Source organism: Streptomyces sp. NPDC050504, from assembly GCF_044458065.1.
Taxonomy (GTDB): domain Bacteria; phylum Actinomycetota; class Actinomycetes; order Streptomycetales; family Streptomycetaceae; genus Streptomyces.
In genome coordinates this window covers 162,414-179,820 of the sequence record NZ_JBITHO010000012.1, presented here as the reverse complement: position 1 = coordinate 179,820, position 17,407 = coordinate 162,414, and the positions used below count along the sequence as shown (strand labels likewise).

10 protein-coding genes are annotated in these 17,407 nt (G+C 73.1%); 9 read left to right on the top strand and 1 reads right to left on the bottom strand.

Annotated features, from left to right (window positions below; genetic code table 11):
• Positions 1–186 precede the first annotated feature (186 nt).
• A complete protein-coding gene (locus ACIBNE_RS35560; RefSeq protein ID WP_399279145.1) occupies positions 187–2,022 on the top strand; it encodes an APC family permease in 1,836 nt (611 codons plus the stop codon).
• A gap of 387 nt (positions 2,023–2,409) precedes the next feature.
• On the opposite strand, the gene ACIBNE_RS35555 is transcribed toward ACIBNE_RS35560, so the two are convergent.
• Positions 2,410–2,952 carry a hypothetical protein gene (locus ACIBNE_RS35555; RefSeq protein WP_399279143.1) on the bottom strand — a complete coding sequence of 181 codons (543 nt, stop codon included), beginning with the start codon at positions 2,950–2,952 and terminating at the stop codon, positions 2,410–2,412.
• A gap of 1,343 nt (positions 2,953–4,295) precedes the next feature.
• Here ACIBNE_RS35555 and ACIBNE_RS35550 point away from each other — a divergent pair.
• The 8 genes from ACIBNE_RS35550 to ACIBNE_RS35515 all read left to right on the top strand — a co-directional run bounded on the left by ACIBNE_RS35550 (position 4,296) and on the right by ACIBNE_RS35515 (position 17,399).
• Complete coding sequence (locus tag ACIBNE_RS35550) at positions 4,296–5,723, top strand: sugar transferase (RefSeq protein ID WP_399279141.1); 1,428 nt, start codon at positions 4,296–4,298, stop codon at positions 5,721–5,723.
• 127 nt (positions 5,724–5,850) lie between these two features.
• Entirely contained in the window at positions 5,851–7,167 is a 1,317-nt protein-coding gene (locus ACIBNE_RS35545; RefSeq protein WP_399279139.1) for a nucleotide sugar dehydrogenase, read from the top strand.
• The gene (locus ACIBNE_RS35540; RefSeq protein WP_399279137.1) at positions 7,157–8,425 is read left to right on the top strand and encodes a glycosyltransferase family 4 protein; all 1,269 of its coding nucleotides are present in this window, start codon (positions 7,157–7,159) and stop codon (positions 8,423–8,425) included. Before ACIBNE_RS35545 ends, ACIBNE_RS35540 begins: the two co-directional genes overlap by 11 nt.
• Positions 8,422–9,789 (top strand): Wzz/FepE/Etk N-terminal domain-containing protein, encoded by a 1,368-nt coding sequence (locus tag ACIBNE_RS35535; RefSeq protein WP_399279135.1) that lies wholly within the window; start codon positions 8,422–8,424, stop codon positions 9,787–9,789. Before ACIBNE_RS35540 ends, ACIBNE_RS35535 begins: the two co-directional genes overlap by 4 nt.
• A complete protein-coding gene (locus tag ACIBNE_RS35530; RefSeq protein WP_399279133.1) occupies positions 9,786–11,312 on the top strand; it encodes a Wzz/FepE/Etk N-terminal domain-containing protein in 1,527 nt (508 codons plus the stop codon). The genes ACIBNE_RS35535 and ACIBNE_RS35530 overlap by 4 nt, the downstream gene beginning before the upstream one ends.
• A gap of 3 nt (positions 11,313–11,315) precedes the next feature.
• Complete coding sequence (gene asnB, locus ACIBNE_RS35525; RefSeq protein ID WP_399279132.1) at positions 11,316–13,244, top strand: asparagine synthase (glutamine-hydrolyzing); 1,929 nt, start codon at positions 11,316–11,318, stop codon at positions 13,242–13,244.
• 25 nt (positions 13,245–13,269) lie between these two features.
• The gene (locus tag ACIBNE_RS35520; protein WP_399279130.1) at positions 13,270–15,462 is read left to right on the top strand and encodes a bi-domain-containing oxidoreductase; all 2,193 of its coding nucleotides are present in this window, start codon (positions 13,270–13,272) and stop codon (positions 15,460–15,462) included.
• Positions 15,459–17,399 (top strand): alginate lyase family protein, encoded by a 1,941-nt coding sequence (locus tag ACIBNE_RS35515; protein WP_399279128.1) that lies wholly within the window; start codon positions 15,459–15,461, stop codon positions 17,397–17,399. The genes ACIBNE_RS35520 and ACIBNE_RS35515 overlap by 4 nt, the downstream gene beginning before the upstream one ends.
• Positions 17,400–17,407: the final 8 nt, after the last annotated feature.

The window sequence follows — 17,407 nt, the reverse complement described above, 5'->3', positions numbered from 1 at the left end:
GCGTCCGAAGGGCGGCGGCCGAGGCGCGCCCGCACCCGATCGGGCCTCCCACCTGCCCGTACCGCGTCAAGAGTGCGTGAAGAGACGCCCCTCGCGCGCCAAGAAAGCGCCAGCGACGGCCGGGCGCGCCCTCCCGCGGCCCCACCCTGAGCGGACCCCAGCCCTCACACAAGGAGCTCGACCGCGATGGCCGTCCTGACCCCCGAGAACGGTGCCGCACCCCGTACCGGAGAACCCCCGGACCCCGGCGCGCGCCACCAGTTGACCGCCGTCACCGGCCTCGCCGCGCTCTCGCTCGACGCGATGGCCTCGGTGGCGTACGGCCCCGAGGCCATCGTCCTCGTCCTGGCCGCCGCGGGTGCCCACGGCCTCGGCTTCACGCTCCCGGTCACGCTCGGCATCGCCGCCCTGCTGGCCGTGCTCGTCGCCTCGTACCGACAGGTCATCGCGGCCTTCCCGGACGGCGGCGGCTCCTACGCGGTCGCCAAGGCGCACCTCGGCCGACGGGCCGGCCTGGTCGCGGCCGCCTCGCTCGTCCTGGACTACGTGCTCAACGTCGCGGTCGCCGTCACCGCCGGAGTCGCCGCCCTGACCTCGGCGTTCCCCGCCCTCTACGACGACAGGCTCTGGCTCTGCCTGGGCGTGCTCGTCCTCGTCACGGGCGTGAACCTGCGCGGGATCGTCGACTCGGCGCGCGCCTTCATCGCCCCCACCGCGGTCTTCGTCGGCGCGATACTCGTCGTGATCGTCGCGGGCCTGCTGCGCGACGCGCCCGCCTCCACCGAGGCGTCCGCGGGCCACGCCTCCGTGCTCGCCGACGACGCCACCACCGTCGGCGCCCTGCTGCTCCTCAAGGCGTTCGCCTCCGGCTGCTCCGCCCTCACCGGCGTCGAGGCCATCGCCAACGCGGTCCCGGCGTTCCGCGCCCCGGCCGCGCGCCGGGCGATGCGCGCCGAGGTCGCCCTCGGGGCGCTGCTCGGCGTGATGCTGATCGGCCTGTCCGTGCTGATCTCCCGCTTCGGCCTCCAGCCGGTCGAGGGCGTCACCGTGCTCGCCCAGCTCACCGACGCGTCCCTCGGCCACAACGCGGCTTTCTACGTCGTGCAGTTCGCGACCATGGTGCTGCTCGCGCTCTCCGCCAACACCTCCTTCGGCGGCCTGCCGGTCCTGCTGAAGCTGCTCGCGCGCGACAACTACGTGCCGCACGTCTTCGGACTCAAGGCCGACCGCCAGGTCCACCGGCACGGCGTGGTGTGGCTGGCCGCCGTCTCGGCCGGACTGCTGGTCTTCTCCGGCGGCGACACCAACACCCTCGTACCGCTCTTCGCGATCGGCGTCTTCGTCGGCTTCACCCTCGCCCAGACCGGCATGGTGCTGCACTGGCGGGCCGCCGGGCGGTGGGGCAGGGCGGCGCTCAACGGACTCGGCGCGCTGCTCACGGGCGTCTCGGCGGTCGTCGTCACGGCCACCAAGTTCCACGACGGCGCCTGGCTCATCGTCATCGCGCTGCCGCTGCTCGTCGCGCTCTTCGAGGCGGTGCACCGCGCGTACGACGGGATCGGCGAGCGGCTGGGCATCGGCCGCGTCCCCGAGGCGCCGCACCGCGAGCGCTCGCTCGTGCTGGTGCCCGTCTCGTCGCTGACCCGCCTCACCAGCGAGGCCCTGACGGCGGCCGTCTCCCTGGGCGACGAGGTCCGCGCGGTCACCGTCTGCCACCCCGACCCCGAGGACCGGCTGCGCACGGAGGCCCTGGAGCGCGACTGGGCGCTGTGGAACCCGGGCGTGCCGCTGGTCAGGCTGGTCTCCGAGCGCCGTTCGCTGGGCCGCCCGATCGCCGCGTACGTCCGCGAGGAGGCGGCCGCGCCGGGGACGCGGGTCACCGTCCTCGTCCCCGAGGTGGAGCCCGAGCGGCTGTGGCAGCGGCTGCTGCAGAACCAGCGGGGCGCGGTGGTGGCGCACGCGGTGCGCCGCGAGACGGACGCGGTGGTGTGCCGCCTGAGGTTCCGGCTCGCGAACCGCTGACACGGCGGGGCCGGGGGGCTGGGGGGCTGGGGCCCGGGGGCCGGGGGCCCGGCTGCCCGGTGAATCCGACTGTGCCCGATGGCCGGGGGGCCGACGGCCGGGGGGCCGGTGGTCCGGCGGCCAGGGGCCCGGTGGCCAGGGGTCCGGTGGTCCGGTGACCCGGTGACCAGGGGTTCAGTGGCCCGACTGCCCGACTGCCCGACTGCCCGACTGCCCGACTGCCCGACTGCCCGACTGCCCGGTGGCCCGGTGGCCCGGTGGCCCGGTGGCCCGGTGGCCCGGCGGTCCAGGGGTCCGGCGGCCAGGGGCCCGGTGATCCGGTGATCCGGCGGTCCGACGGTCCGACGGCCTGGTGGTCCGGTGGCCCCCGGGGCCGTGGGCGCGGGCTCAGCCGAGTCCGGAGACGGAGAACACCGAGCGGGCCGCCTCGCGTTCGACGCGCCGGGCGAGGCGGTCGACGCAGGCGGCCCCGCTGCGCAGCGTGCCGTCCGCGGCGGACGCGCGGGCGCCGGACTCCACGAGCAGCCAGAGCGCCGGGTTCGCGAGGAGGACCCGCAGTTCGATCCTGGCCCGGCCGCCGTCCGCGTCGCGCAGGACGAGCCGCTGCTCGATCCCGTCGGGCCACCGGACGGCGGTGAGCCGGTCGGTGCGCACGGTGCGGCTGCTCCACAGGTGCCGTACGGTCACCAGGCCGGGCGCCGCGGTGACCCGTGCGGGCAGCAGGATCACGAAGAGCGCGACGGACAGGACGATCCACAGCACGGCGCCGCCGGGCGTCAGCCCGCCGTACCCGGCGTCCACGGTCAGCGACAGGACGAGCAGCAGCCCGCCGCAGCCGGCGGCGGCACGCGCGTCGCCGGCCCACGCGCGGTCCTGAACGGTGTGACGTACGGGCTCTCGCCGCGCCTGCGGGACGAATCGTGGCTCCATGGGACGGACGCTAGAACCGCGCGCCGCCGCGACCGACCTTCCTTGACGGGCTGCCTATGCGCGGCGGCCCGACCTTGACGCGCGATTGACGACGGGCCGCCCCCTCCAGGGCTCGGGCCCCCGGAAGCGGACGCGGACCCGCTCGACCCCCGTGAGGGACCCCACCGGGACACGGTGGAGGCGGAGCCGGGGCTGTCGCGGGGGCGCAGGGCGCGCGTGGTCGCCCGCCGGAGCCGCCGCGGCCATGCGTACGCACAGGAGGCGCCCGCTCGGCTACGGGCGCCGGAGCGGGCGCCCGCGCGACAACCGAAACCGCCGTCCGCCCGAACCCGGGTGTCCGGACCCGCCGTCGCGCCGGTGCGCACTCCGCCGTCGTCCGCGCCGTCAAGGCGACCGTCCCGAATGCGGGCGCCGAGGGGGCCTCGTCCGTGACGCGGGGGGCCGATGGTTGCCGTGGGGCGGCGATCGTCGATCGGCGCCGCTCGAAATCGATCTGATTCCCGGACGCCCCGGGCGGCTTCGCCCCCTCGCCGAAGCGCATGATGTCGGCCAGTGCCGGGTGGTCGCCGACGTCCGCCGGGGCGTCCACGCGGTCCGGCATGCGGGACTCGGGGCGGGTGGGCGCGGGGGGCGGACCCATGGGTTCCACCCCCCGTTCGCCGGGGGTGCATCCGGTGAATCTTCGGGGTTCCGTGTGGGTAAGCGGAAGCCGTCGGGGAGCGGTTCGCGCGCCGCTTCAACTCCCGTTGTCGCAGGTCGTGATGGGTGTGCCCGGCGGCCGGGTTCTCGTAAGCGGTTACCACCCGGTGGACCGGGTCCCAAAGGTTGCGCACAAATTCACCGCATCCCCTCTACACGTCCCCGCTGATGGTCTAGATTGACCGTGCTTCAGCTGATCGGTATCGAGGCGACCTGAAACGATCTTCGGGTCCGGCGCCACGGAAAGCCAGTGGGCGCGCCCCCGGTACCGGACATGGGGGTGGCCAATTCTTGTGGCCCGAGGGGCTCTTGGGTGCGGGGAGCACGCAAGGTTTCGACGGGTTTCGGCTCATCTTGAAGGATTGGCAGGACAGGCAAGTCCGTTGCTGCCATGGTGAGTTGTTCAACCAGCGCTGAAGCAGTCGGGATTGTCATGACGCGGGGGGCCATGGGCCCCTCGGGGGGAGGAACGGCGCGGGCACGGGGGGCGGGGGCCTCCCGAGGGGCGGAACAGCGCGGGGGGCGGGGGCCTCCCGGGGGGAGGAACCGTGTTTAGCGAGCACGTTGAGCCCGCTGGTGACCTGGGGGGGTCTGTACAGCAGGGGGAATTAATCAGCCCGTTCCCATCGGCGCGCGGGCGTCTGATGAACGGGGCGATGGGGCAGCCCGCGACCGACTGGGAGCAGCGGTACCGGCGTGCCGTGATCATCAGTGACACGGTGGCCACCGCCCTGGTGGTCGCGGCGATCGGCGGGTTCTTCGGAGCCCGGGACGCGGCCAACTGGCACGAGAAGTGGCGCATCCTCGCCATCGGCACCGAACTGCTGGTGCTGGGCGCGCTGGGGGTCAGCCGCTCGTGGGCCCCTGCCGTACTCGGCCAGGGCGCCGAGGAGTTCCGCAGGCTCGGCCGTTCGCTCTTCGCGGCGGCCGTCGTCCTGGCGCTCGCCGGCATAGCCCTCACCTCGCGCAACATCAAGCTCTGGATATTCGTCGCGATACCGGCGATCGCGCTGCTCACCATGACCCAGCGGTACCTGCTCCGGCTCTGGCTGCACAAACAGCGCAAAGAAGGCCGCTGCCTGAGACCGGTGCTCGCCGCGGGGAGTCCGGCCACCGTGCACGACCTGATCACCAGGGCCCGCAAGTTCCCGCACCTCGGCTGGCGCGTGGACGCGGTGTGCACGGCGGACGGCATCGGGTTCGACGGCGACCAGCTCGACGGGGTGCCGGTCGTGGGCCGGCTGAACGACGTCGCGGGCCACGTCCGCCGCGACGGCTACCGCGTCGTCGCGGTCACCCCCGACCCGCACTGGACCCCCGACCGGCTCCAACGACTGGCCTGGAACCTCGAAGGCAGCGACGCCGACATGGTCGTCGCCCCCGTGCTGATGGAGGTGGCGGGACCGCGACTGCACGTCGACGCGGTGCTCGGCATCCCGCTGCTGAGGCTCAGCATGCCCGCCTTCACCGGGGGCCGCCGGGTGGTCAAGGAGGTGGTCGACCGGATGGGCGCGGTGATCCTGCTGGTCCTGTTGGCGCCGCTGATGCTGCTCGTCGCGCTGCTCGTCCTGCTGGACAGCAGGGGCGGGGCGTTCTACCGTCAGCGCCGGGTCGGCAAGGACGGCCGCGAGTTCACCATCTTCAAGTTCCGCACCATGGCCGTCGGAGCCCACCGGGCGCGCGACGAGCTGGCAGACCGCAACGAAGGCGCGGGCCTGCTGTTCAAGATGCGCAGCGACCCCCGGGTCACCCGGGTCGGCAAGGTGCTGCGCAGGTACTCGCTCGACGAACTCCCACAGCTCTTCAACGTGCTCAACGGCTCGATGTCGCTCGTCGGCCCGCGGCCCCCGCTGCCGGAGGAATCCGCGGCGTACGGCCCCGACATCCGGCGGCGGCTGCTCGTCAAGCCGGGCCTCACCGGCCTGTGGCAGATCAGCGGACGCAGTGATCTGCCGTGGGAGGAAGCGGTACGGCTGGACCTGCGGTACGTGGAGGACTGGTCGCTCGCGCTCGACACGGTGATCTTGTGGAAGACGCTGCGGGCGGTGCTCCAGGGGCAAGGGGCCTACTGAGTGCGGTGGCGGTTCGGGGGCAAGGGGCCCAACTGGATGTACGGGGGCAATTGATGCACGGGGGGCGTCGCTCGGGCGGCGCGCGGACGGCAGGCCACAAGGGCCTGACCGGGGGGAGGGAAGAGTCATGAGGATCAGCGTCCTGGGGCTCGGTTACGTGGGCTGCGTGTCGGCCGCGTGCCTGGCCAGCCTCGGCCACGAGGTCATCGGAGTGGACGTGAACCAGGTGAAGGTCGACCTGGTCAACGAGGGCAAGGCCCCGGTGGTCGAAGAACGGATCGGCGAACTCATCGCCGACGTCGTGCGGACCGGAGCGCTCCGGGCCACCACCGACGTCCGCGAGGCGATCGCCGACAGCGAGGTGTCGCTGATCTGCGTGGGCACCCCGTCGGAGCCCAACGGCAGCCTGTGCACCACCTACTTGGAGCGGGTCACCGAGCAGATAGGCACGGCGGTGGCCGAGCGGGGCGGACGGCACACCGTCGTGTTCCGCAGCACCATGCTCCCCGGCACCTGCCTGAACCTGCTGGTGCCGATCCTGGAGAAGGCCGTCGGCGGCACCGCCGGAGTCGACATCGGGGTCGCGGTCAACCCGGAGTTCCTGCGCGAGGGCACGAGCGTGAAGGACTTCTTCGACCCGCCCAAGACCGTCATCGGCCAGCTCGACGAGGCGAGCGGCGACGTCGTGGCAGCGCTGTATGAGGAGCTGCCCGGCGAGGTGTTCCGGGTGCCGATCCCGACCGCCGAGGCCATCAAGTACGCCGACAACGCCTTCCACGGCCTCAAGATCGGCTTCGCGAACGAACTGGGCGCGGTGTGCCAGGCGCTCGGGGTGGACCCGCACCAGGTCATGGACGTCTTCACGGCCGACCGCAAGCTCAACATCAGCCCCGCCTACCTGCGCCCCGGCTTCGCCTTCGGCGGCTCCTGCCTGCCCAAGGACCTGCGCAGCCTGGTCCACGCGGCGCACCGGGCCGACGTGTCGGTGCCCATCCTCGCCCACGTGCTGCCCTCCAACGCCGACCACCTCCAGCGCGCGGTGGAGATGGTCGAGCGCACCGGCAAGCGCAAGGTCGGCCTGTTCGGCCTGTCCTTCAAGCCCGGCACCGACGACCTCCGCGAGAGCCCGCTCGTCGAGCTGGCCGAGCGGCTCTTCGGCAAGGGCTACGACCTGCGGATCTACGACCCCAACGTGAACCTCTCCCGGCTGCTCGGCGCGAACCGCGAGTACATCGAGACCCGGCTGCCGCACCTCGCGCAGCTGCTCTCCGACTCCGTCGACGAGGTGATGGACCACGCCGAGGTGTGCCTGGTCGGCACCAAGGACCCGGCCGTGCTCGCCGCACTGCCCCACGGCGAAGGACCAACGATCGTCGACCTCGTCCGCCTTCCCGACGCCGAAGAGCGCCGGACCGAACCGGGATACATGGGCCTTGTCTGGTAACACGACCAACAGCGCCGGGCACGCCCGCAGCGCACTGGTCCTGGTGGAGAACCTGTCGGTGCCGTTCGACCGGCGGGTGTGGCAGGAATGCACGACGCTGCGCGACGCGGGCTGGACGGTGCACGTCATCTGCCCCCGCGGCACGAAGCGCGACACCGAACTGGAGACCGAGATCGACGGGGTGCGGATCCACCGCTACCCGCTGAGCGCGGCCACCGGAGGGCCGTCCGGCTACCTGAAGGAGTACGGATCGGCGCTCTGGCACACCGTCAGGCTGGCCCGCAGGATCGGCCCGGTCGACGTGGTCCACGCCTGCAACCCGCCGGACCTGCTGTACCTGCCCGCCCGGTGGCTGAAGCGGCGGCACGGCACGCGCTTCGTCTTCGACCAGCACGACCTGGTCCCCGAGCTGTACCTCTCCCGGTTCGACCGCGGCAAGGACCTGCTCTACCGCGCCGTGTGCGCGCTGGAGCGGCGCACCTACCGCGCCGCCGACGTCGTGCTCGCCACCAACGAGAGCTACCGCGACGTCGCGGTGCACCGCGGCGGCCGCCGGCCCGAGGACGTGTTCGTGGTGCGCAGCGCGCCCGACACCGACCGGTTCCAGCCGGTGCCGCCCGAGGAGGAGCTGAAGCGCGGCAAGCCCCATCTGCTGTGCTACCTCGGCGTGATGGGCCCGCAGGACGGTGTCGACTACGCCCTGCGCGCCCTCGCCAAGCTCCGCGACGACCTCGGCAGGACCGACTGGCACGCGGTGTTCGTCGGCGCGGGCGACACCTTCGACGCGATGGTGGAGCTCTCCCGGCAGCTCGGACTCGCCGACCAGGTGCAGTTCACCGGGCGCATCCCGGACGCCGACCTGGCGCGCTACCTCTCCACCGCGGACGTGTGCCTGTCGCCCGACCCGCACAATCCGCTCAACGACGTGTCGACCATGAACAAGGTCCTGGAATACATGGTGATGGGCCGGCCCATCGTCTCGTTCGACCTCAAGGAGGCGCGGGTCTCCGCCGGCGACGCCGCCGTCTACGCCCCCGCCAACGACGAGGCCGAGTTCGCCAAGCTCGTCGCACTGCTGCTGGACGACCCGGAGAAGCGCGCCCAGATGGGGAAGATCGGCCAGGAGCGGATCAACGGACCGCTCTCCTGGCGGAACTCCCAGAGATCGCTGCTCGACGCCTACGCCGCCGCATGCCGTGACCACGCTCCGGTGTCGGCGGGCGACCAGGGCCGGGCGGGGAGGAGGCCGCACCATTGAGCGATGACACGATACGTCTGGTCACGATCGGGCGGATCCTCCGTCGGCGGTGGCGGCTGCTCGTCGTGCTCGCCGCCGTGGGCGCGCTCGTCGGCTACGGCGCGTCCGTGGTGTTCCCGCCCCGCTACACGGCATCGGTCTCGGTGCTGCTTCCCGGGCAGTGGGAAGAACGCGAGCTGCTGACCCAGGCGGAGATCGCGACCACCTCGGCGGTGGTCGACCGCACCGCCGCGACGCTCGGCTGGGCCGGGGTCGGCGGCAGTGACCTGCGGGACCGGGTGGGCGCCACGGTCGCGGACGGAAACATCATCAAACTCTCCGGAACGGCCGAGACCCCCGAGCGGGCGCAGCGGCTGTCCGACGAGATGGCCCGGCAGTTCGTCGCGTTCGCCGCGCGGATCACCGGCGCCGACACCGCGGCCGACCCGGAGACGGGACCCGAAGCGCTGCGGAAGAAGGTCGCCCAGACCAACACCCGCATCACCGACCTGGCCAACGCGGCCGACCCAGGACAGACCGTGGAGAGCGTGCAGGCCCGCACCGAGCTGGAAAAGCTGCGCACCGCGCTGCAGGACGCCATGAAGAAGCTGGAGGAGGCCGACCCGTCGGCCAACAAGGCCACCATGGTCGTCATGGGCCCGGCCGCCAAACCGACCGGCGAGGCCCCGCCGACGCGCGTGCAGCTCATCGCCGCGGGGGCGGCGCTGTCCTTCCTGCTCGCGGTCATCGGCCACCTCACCGCCGCCCGGATCAACCGCAGGCTGCGCACCGCCCCCGAGATCGCGGCGGCGCTTGGCACCGCGCTGCTGGGCACCGTCGACGTGCCGGGAGAGCGCCCCGCGCGCCGCCCGGACAGCGGCGGACCCGGTGCGCTGGTGCGCCGTCTGCTGGGCGTCGACACCCGGTGGGACGTACCGGCGGCGCGGGTTTCGGGCGACGAGGCCAGCAGGCAGGTCCGCTACCGGCGGGTGCGCACCCGCCTCAGGGAGAAGCTGCCCGCCCCCCGGCGGCTGCTGGTCGTCGTGCCGGAGGGCGACGAGACCGCCCACCGGGCCGCCGCACAGTTCGTCGCCGAGGCCGAGGGCGACCCCGCGCTGCGCGTGGTCGAGGTCGAGATGGCCCGCCCGCTGGTGCCGGACCGCGCCACCGACTCGGGCGCCCTGGTCGTGCTCAGCGCGGGCAACTGGACCGCGGTGGAGCTCGCGGGCATCGCCGAGGCGTGCGCGGACGCCCGGCACGAGGTCGTCGGCGTCGTCGTCTCCGACCCCGTACGGGCCCGTACGGGACGGACCGCCGAACAGCCCCCGCAGCAGCGGGCCGTGCCGGTGGCGGCGGGCGACGACGCGAGGGGCGGTTCGGCGTGACCGGCGTGACCGGCAGGACCGCAGAGCCGTCGACCGCCGCTCCGCTCGTAGACCTCCAGGCACTGGTGGTGTCGGTGCGCAGGCGCCGCCGCCTCTGGTCGTCCCTGGCGCTCCTGGGAATGCTGCTCGGCGCGGTGGTCGCGGTCCTGATGCCGCCGCCGCCGACCGCGATGACCAAACTGCTGGTCGCGCACCAGGAGGACCAGCCGAACGACATGGGAACGCTGATCCGCACCGACATCGAGCTGCTGAAGACCACCCGGATCGCCGGGGAGGCCCTGAAGACCCTCAAGTCCGCGGAGAAGCCCGAGGACTTCATGGAGGAGTACCAGGGCACGGGGGTGACCAACAACCTGCTCCAGATCACCGTGACCGCCGACAGCGACACCGCGGCGCTGGCCCGCGTCAAGGCGCTGTCCGCCGCGTTCATCGCCGACCACGTCAGGCGGATGCGGGAGGCGGCGAAGGCCGAGTCCGACGCCCTGCTCGCCCAGCGCGACCGGATGAAGGGCGAACTCGCCAAGGTCAACAAGGAGATCGGGGACCAGCCGCCGCAGAGCGACCCGAAGACGTCGGCCAGCACGGAGTCGCTCTTCGCCCGCAGGGCCGAACTCAACTCGCGGATCGCCGACTTCGACCAGCGCGCCGAAGAGGCCCGCATCGGCGTGCCCCGGGTCATCTCCGGCACCCAGGTCGTGGACGCCCCGCGCATGGTGCCGCACTCCCTGCCCAAGGCCCTCGCCACCAACGCCGTGATCGGGTTCGTCCTCGGGCTCGCCCTCGGACTTGCGGTGGCCGCGGTCGGCTCGGTGGTCGCCGACCGGCCCGTACTGCGCCGGGAGGTCGCGGCGAACATCGGCGCGTCGGTCATCGCGGAGCTGCGCCGCACGCCCCGCCTCTCGTTCAAGGTGTGGCGGCGCGGGCGGGACCGCGTGGCGCGCGAACGGCTCACCCTGACCCTGGCCCGTACCGTACGAGGCTCCGGGGAACCGGTGTCCCTGCTGGAACTGGGCTGTGCGCGCGTCACGAGCGAGATCGCCCTGGACGTCGCCGCCGCGCTGGCGGACGACGGCCCCGTGGCCGTCGTCGACGGCCTGCCGGGACCGCAGCTCGCGAACGGCGGGGGGAAGCCGGGAGCCCCGACCGTGGTCAGCGGCGAGGAAGCCGCGGCGCTGCCGCACCAGACGCGCCGGATCGGCGTCGGCTCGGTCGCGCCCGGCACCGCGTGGACCGACCTCCAGTACCTCGGGGGCCAGACCGTGCTCGTCGTCCGGGCCGGGCACGGCAGCGCCGCCTGGCTGCACACCGTCGCACGACAACTCGCCGACCAGCACATCCCGGTGCTCGGCGTGGTGCTGATCGACCCCGATCCGCGCGACAGGACCGACGGCACGCTGTGGGACGGGCTGCACATCGCACTGCGGGGACATAGCGAGCGGCCGGCCCGCCCGAACGGGACGGGCCGGCTGCGGATGCCGATGCGGGCCGCACGGGTTCCGGACATCGACCAGGAGGCGCAGTAGCACATGTGTGGCATCGCAGGCACGTACCAGTGGCCGGACGGCAAGATCGTCACCGACCGGCTCACCGACACCCTCGCCCACCGCGGCCCCGACGGGGCCGGGCGCTACAACCACCCCGCCGGAGACGGCGAAGTACACCTGGGGCAGCGCAGGCTGGCGATCGTCGACCTGTCCGAGACCGGCGCCCAGCCGATGGTCAAGGACGGCCTCGCCCTCACCTACAACGGCGAGCTCTACAACGCGCCCGAGCTGCGCGCCGAGCTGGAGTCCGGCGGAGTGCGCTTCCGCGGCACGTCCGACACCGAGGTGCTCCTGGAGGCGTGGCGCCGCTGGGGCACCGACTGCCTGCACCGGCTGCGCGGCATGTTCGCGCTCGGCGTCTTCGACGAGCGCACCGGCGAACTCGTCCTCGCCCGCGACCAGCTCGGCATCAAGCCGCTGTTCCTGCTCAGACGCGGCACGGGCGTGGTGTTCGCCTCCGAGCTCAAGGCGCTCGCCGCCGCCACCGGCGGCACGCTGGAGGTGGACCACGCGGCGCTGGTGTCCTCGCTCCTCTACTACTGGGTGCCGGACTCGCGCTGCGCGTTCCGCGAGGCGGAGAAGCTGCCGCCGGGCAGCTGGCTCAGGTGCCGCCCCGACGGCCGGGTGGAGCGCGGCCGGTTCTGGAACCTCAAGGACGTCGCGGCCGAAGGACAGGAGCGGGCCCGCAGCGGCGAACTGCCCGACCTGGCCGCCGTCATCGAGGACTCGACGCGCAGGCACCTGCTCGCCGACGTGCCCGTCGCGACCTTCCTCTCCGGCGGCCTCGACTCCAGCTACCTGACCGCGCTCGCCGCCCGCCACCAGCCCGGCATCTCCGCCTACACGATCGGATTCCGCGCGGAGGACGCCAAGTTCGAGGCGATGCCCGACGACCTGCGCTACGCCCGGCAGGTGGCCCGGCGCTTCGGCGTCGACCTGCACGAGATCGAGATCGCCCCGAACGTCCTCGACCTGCTGCCGCAGATGACGTACCACCTCGACGAGCCGATCGGCGACCCCGCCGCGATCAACACGTACCTGATCTGCACGGCCGCCCGGGAGGCCGGGGTCAAGGTGATGCTCTCGGGCATGGGCGCCGACGAGCTGTTCGCCGGGTACCGCAAGCACTACGCCAACCTGCTCGCGCTGCGCTACCAGCGCGTCCCGCGCCCCCTGCGGCGCGGGGTGTTCGCGGCCGTGGACCGGCTGCCGGTCGCCACCGCCAACAGGGGACTGCGGTCGGTGCGGTTCGCCAAGCGGTTCCTCTCCTTCGCCGAACTGCCGGAGGAGACCGCGTTCCGGCGCAGCTACACCATGTACGACCAGGACGAACTGCTCGCCCTGATCGACCCGGACCTGGCGGGGACCGTCGACGACGTGCTCACCGAGCACGCGGACGTCTACCGGGACAACGACCTCGACGACTTCGTCAACCGCATGTGCCTGGGCGACGCCCGGATGTTCCTGCCGGGCCTCAACCTCACGTACACGGACCGCTCCAGCATGGCCGCGTCGACCGAGGTGCGGGTGCCGTACGTGGACGTGGAGGTGGTCAAGGCGGCGTTCGCCTTCCCCGGGAGCCGCAAGATCGCAGGTCGGCAGGGCAAGGCGGTGCTCAAGGAGGCGGCCACCTCGATCCTGCCCAAGGAGATCGTCTACCGGCCCAAGGGCCTGTTCAGCGCCCCGCTGCGGGCCTGGATGAGCCGGGACCTGGCCCCGCTGGTGCGCGAGGTGATCAACGACGGCGAGCTGGTCCGCTCCGGGATCCTGCGCCGCGACGCGCTGGCCCGGATGGTCGCCGACGACGCCGCGGGGCACCAGGACTACTCCAAGCATCTGTGGCACGTGCTGACCCTTGAGTACTGGTATCGCGGCGCGACCTCTGGCACTGACCAGAGTCGAGCGGCCTGACGGCGTAGAGAGCAAGAGGACTTCGGTGAAACAGGTTGTGCAGAACTACAAGAGCGGCGAACTGGCGCTGCTCGACGTGCCGGTGCCGGGGTGCAAGCCGGGCGGAGTGCTGGTCCGCAGCGCCTACTCGCTGATCTCCACCGGGACCGAGATGATGAAGGTCTCCGAGGCCGGCATGTCGATGGTGGGCAAGGCCCGCTCCCGCCCCGACCAGGTCGCCAAGGTCATGCAGAGCGTGGCCACCAACGGGCTGCCCGCCACCTACCGCAAGGTCATGGGCAAGCTGGACTCCTACACGCCGCTCGGCTACTCGCTGTGCGGGATCGTGGAGCAGGTCGGCCCCGGCGTCGACGACGTGGCCGTCGGCGACCTGGTGGCCTGCGCGGGCAACGAGCACGCGCTGCACGCCGAGCTGAACTGGGTGCCGAAGAACCTCTACGTCCCGGTGCCCGAAGGACTCGCGCCGCAGCACGCGGCCTTCGGCACCGTCGGGTCGATCGCCATGCAGGGCGTGCGCCAGGGCGAACCGCAGCTCGGCGAGGTCGCGCTGGTCATCGGCCTCGGGCTGATCGGGCAGTTGGTCGTGCAGCTCCTGGACGCGGCGGGCGTGCGCGTCGTCGGCGTCGACCCCGACCCGACGCGCTGCGAACTCGCCGAGCGGCTGGGCGCCGCGGCCTGCGGCGACCCCGAGTCGGCCGCCGTGGAGGCCGCCGTCGCCGAACTCACCGGCGGCCACGGCGTGGACCAGGTGTACCTGGCGGCGGGCGGCGGCAGCAACGGGCCCGTCGAGCTGGCCGCCAAGCTGTGCCGGGACCGCGGCCGGGTCGTCGACATCGGCAAGTGCCGCCTCGACCTGCCGTGGAACGCGTACTACGAGAAGGAACTCGACGTCCGGTTCTCCCGCAGCTACGGCCCCGGGCGCTACGACCCGGAGTACGAACTGGAGGGCCGCGACTACCCGATCGGGTACGTGCGCTGGACCGAGCGCCGCAACCTCGCGTGCTTCCTCGACCTCGCCGCCCGCGGCCGCGTCGACGTCGGCCCCCTGGTCTCCCACGTCGCCGACTTCGACGACGCGGTCAAGACGTACCAGAGCCTGAAGGACGGCGACCTGAAGGCCGTCGCCGTGCTGTTCCAGTACCCGGGGCAGACGGACGGAGCGGTGGAGGCCGAGGCCCCTGAGGTGGCCGTGCCCGAGGTCAAGCGGAGCACGCGGACCTTCACGCCGCCGCGCCGCCCCGCGGGCGCCCCGGTGCGCCTCGCGTTCGTCGGCGCGGGCAACTACGCGACGTCGATGCTGCTGCCGCACCTCGCGGAGCGCGAGGGCGTCGCGCTCTCGACGGTCGTCACCACCACCGCGCTGTCCGCCGCCAACGCCCAGCGCAAGTTCGGCTTCGCCAAGGCGACCACCGACCTCGACGCGGTCCTCGGCGACGACTCCGTCGACGCGGTGTTCGTGGTCACCCGGCACAGCTCGCACGCCGAACTGACCCGCAAGGCCCTGCTGGCGGGCAAGACGGTGTTCGTGGAGAAGCCGCTGGCGCTCGACGAGGCCGAACTGGCCGGGGTGCTCGCGGCGGTCGAGGAGTCCGGCAACGACCGGCTCCAGGTGGGCTTCAACCGCAGGTTCGCGCCGCTGCTCCAGGAGGCCAAGAAGGAGTTCGGCCTCAGGACGGGCCCTGCGAACGTCCGCTACCTGGTCAACGCGGGCCGCCTCGGACACGGCAGCTGGTACCTCCAGCAGGGCAGCGAGGGCTCGCGGTTCGTCGGCGAGGGCGGCCACTTCATCGACACGGTGAGCTGGCTGCTGGGGGCCGACCCGGCGTCGGTGTACTCGATCGCCACGTCGGGCAACGAGGACCTCCAGGTCGTGCTGCGCTACCCGGACGGCTCCAACGCCACCATCAGCTACGTCACCACGGGCCCCTCCGGCTTCCCCAAGGAGACGCTGGACATGGTCGCCGACGGACGCGCGCTGCGGCTCGACGACTTCGTCCGCGCCTCGGTCTACGGCCGCAAGCGGTGGGTCAGTTCACGGCTGCCCAAGGCCAGGGACAAGGGCCAGCAGGCCGAGCTGGACGCGTTCCTCAAGGCCGTGCGGACCGGCGGCGCCATGCCGGTGCCGCTGGAGTCGCTGGTCGCCACCACGGCGGCCACCCTCGCCGTGCAGAGCGGCCTGGCCGCCGGCGCGCCGGTCACGCTGGCGAGGACGTCATGACCATGAGCGCGGCCTGGTACCTCCGGCGGCTGTCCCGGATGGGACCGCAGGAGGTCGGCGGCCGGGTGGGCGACGCGGTGCGCAGGCGGCGCTGGCGCGCGGCGCCGCCGGCCGGCCCGGACGCGACCGGCGCCCGGTTCACCGCGGTGCTCCCGCCCGAGGCGCTCGCCGCGGTGCCGCAGGACGCCGTGAAGCGCCTCGTCGCCGAGGCGGACCGGCTGATGTCCGGGCACGCCGAGTTCTTCGGGGTGGCCCGCGACGACCTGGTCGACCCCGACTGGTGGTACGACCCGAAGACCGGGCGCAGGGCCTCGGACGGCTACGCCTTCGACGTGCCCTACCGGGACGAGGACGCGGTCGGGGACATCAAGCAGATCTGGGAGCCGTCGCGGCACCAGTACCTCACCGTGCTCGCCGCCGCCTACGCGGTCACCGGCAACGAGCGGTACGCCGAGCGCGTGGCCGAGCACCTGCGGTCGTGGTGGACGGCCAACCCGCCGCTGCGCGGCGTGCACTGGATCAGCGGCATCGAGCTGGGGATCCGGCTGCTGTCCTGGGTGTGGATCAGGCGGCTGCTCGACGGCTGGCCGGGCGCCCGCGACCTGTTCGAGGGCAACCCGGTGGCGCGCGAGCAGATCTGGCACCACCAGCGCTGGCTGGCCGCCTTCCCCAGCCGGGGCTCGTCGGCCAACAACCACGTCGTCGCGGAGGCCGCCGGACAGCTCGCCTCGACCTGCGCGTTCGGCTGGTTCCCCACGTCCGCGCGGTGGCGCACCGACGCGCTGCGGCTGCTGGAGCGGCACCTGCGGAGCAACACCTTCGTCTCGGGGCTCAACCGCGAGCTGGCCACCGAGTACCACGGGCTCGTGCTGGAACTGGGCCTCGCCGCGGTGGCCGAGGCCGACGCGGCGGGCGTACCGGTCCCCGCGACGGTCCGGCTCGTGCTGCTGCGGATGACCGACGCGCTCGCGGCCGTCGTGGACGACCGGCTGCGGCCGCCGCGCCAGGGCGACGCGGACGACGGGCACGGCCTGGTCGTGGACGGCGCGGGCACCGACCGGTGGGCCTCGCTGCTGGCCACCGGGGGCGCGGTGTTCGGCCGGCTCGACTGGTGGCCGGCCGTCCCGGCCGCCGACGCGCGCACCCCGCTGCTGGCCGCGCTCGTCAAGCCGTACTCGCCGTCCGCAGGCCGACCGAAGACCCGCCCCGACCACTTCGCCGACGCGGGGACGACCATCCTGCGCGGCCCCGGCGGGATCTGGTGCCGCTGCGACGGCGGCCCGCACGGGTTCCTGTCCATCGCCGCGCACGCCCACGCGGACGCGCTGTCCGTGGAGGTCAGGCACGACGGGGTCGACGTCCTCGCCGACCCGGGGACCTACTGCTACCACGGGCAGCCCGAGTGGCGGCAGTACTTCAGGTCGACCCTCGGCCACAACACCCTGCAACTGGACGGCGGGGACCAGTCGGTCTCCGGCGGCCCGTTCCTGTGGACCCGGCACGCCCGCACCCGCGTGCTCGTCGCGCAGCCGGGGGGCGACACGGCCCGCTGGTGCGCCGAACACGACGGCTACCAGGGCTCCGTACACCGCCGCAGGGTCGAACTGTCCCGGGAGACGGCGGAGTTGACGGTGGTCGACGAGGTGCGCGGCGAGCGCGGGCCCGTACGCCTGGCGTTCCACCTCGGCCCCGCGGTCACCGCCGACCTGACGGGCGACCGCGCCGTCCTCACCTGGACCCGCGACGGCGAGGAGCGCTCCGCGGAACTCGACCTGCCCGGGGAGCTGACCTGGCGGACGTACCACGGCCAGAGCGAGCCGCCGCTGGGCTGGTACTCCGCGGGCTTCGGACGCAAGGAACCCGCCACCACGCTGATCGGCACCGGATTCGCCGACGACGCGGAGGGGTTCACCACCGTGCTCAGGTTCCGCGACTAGGGGGAACA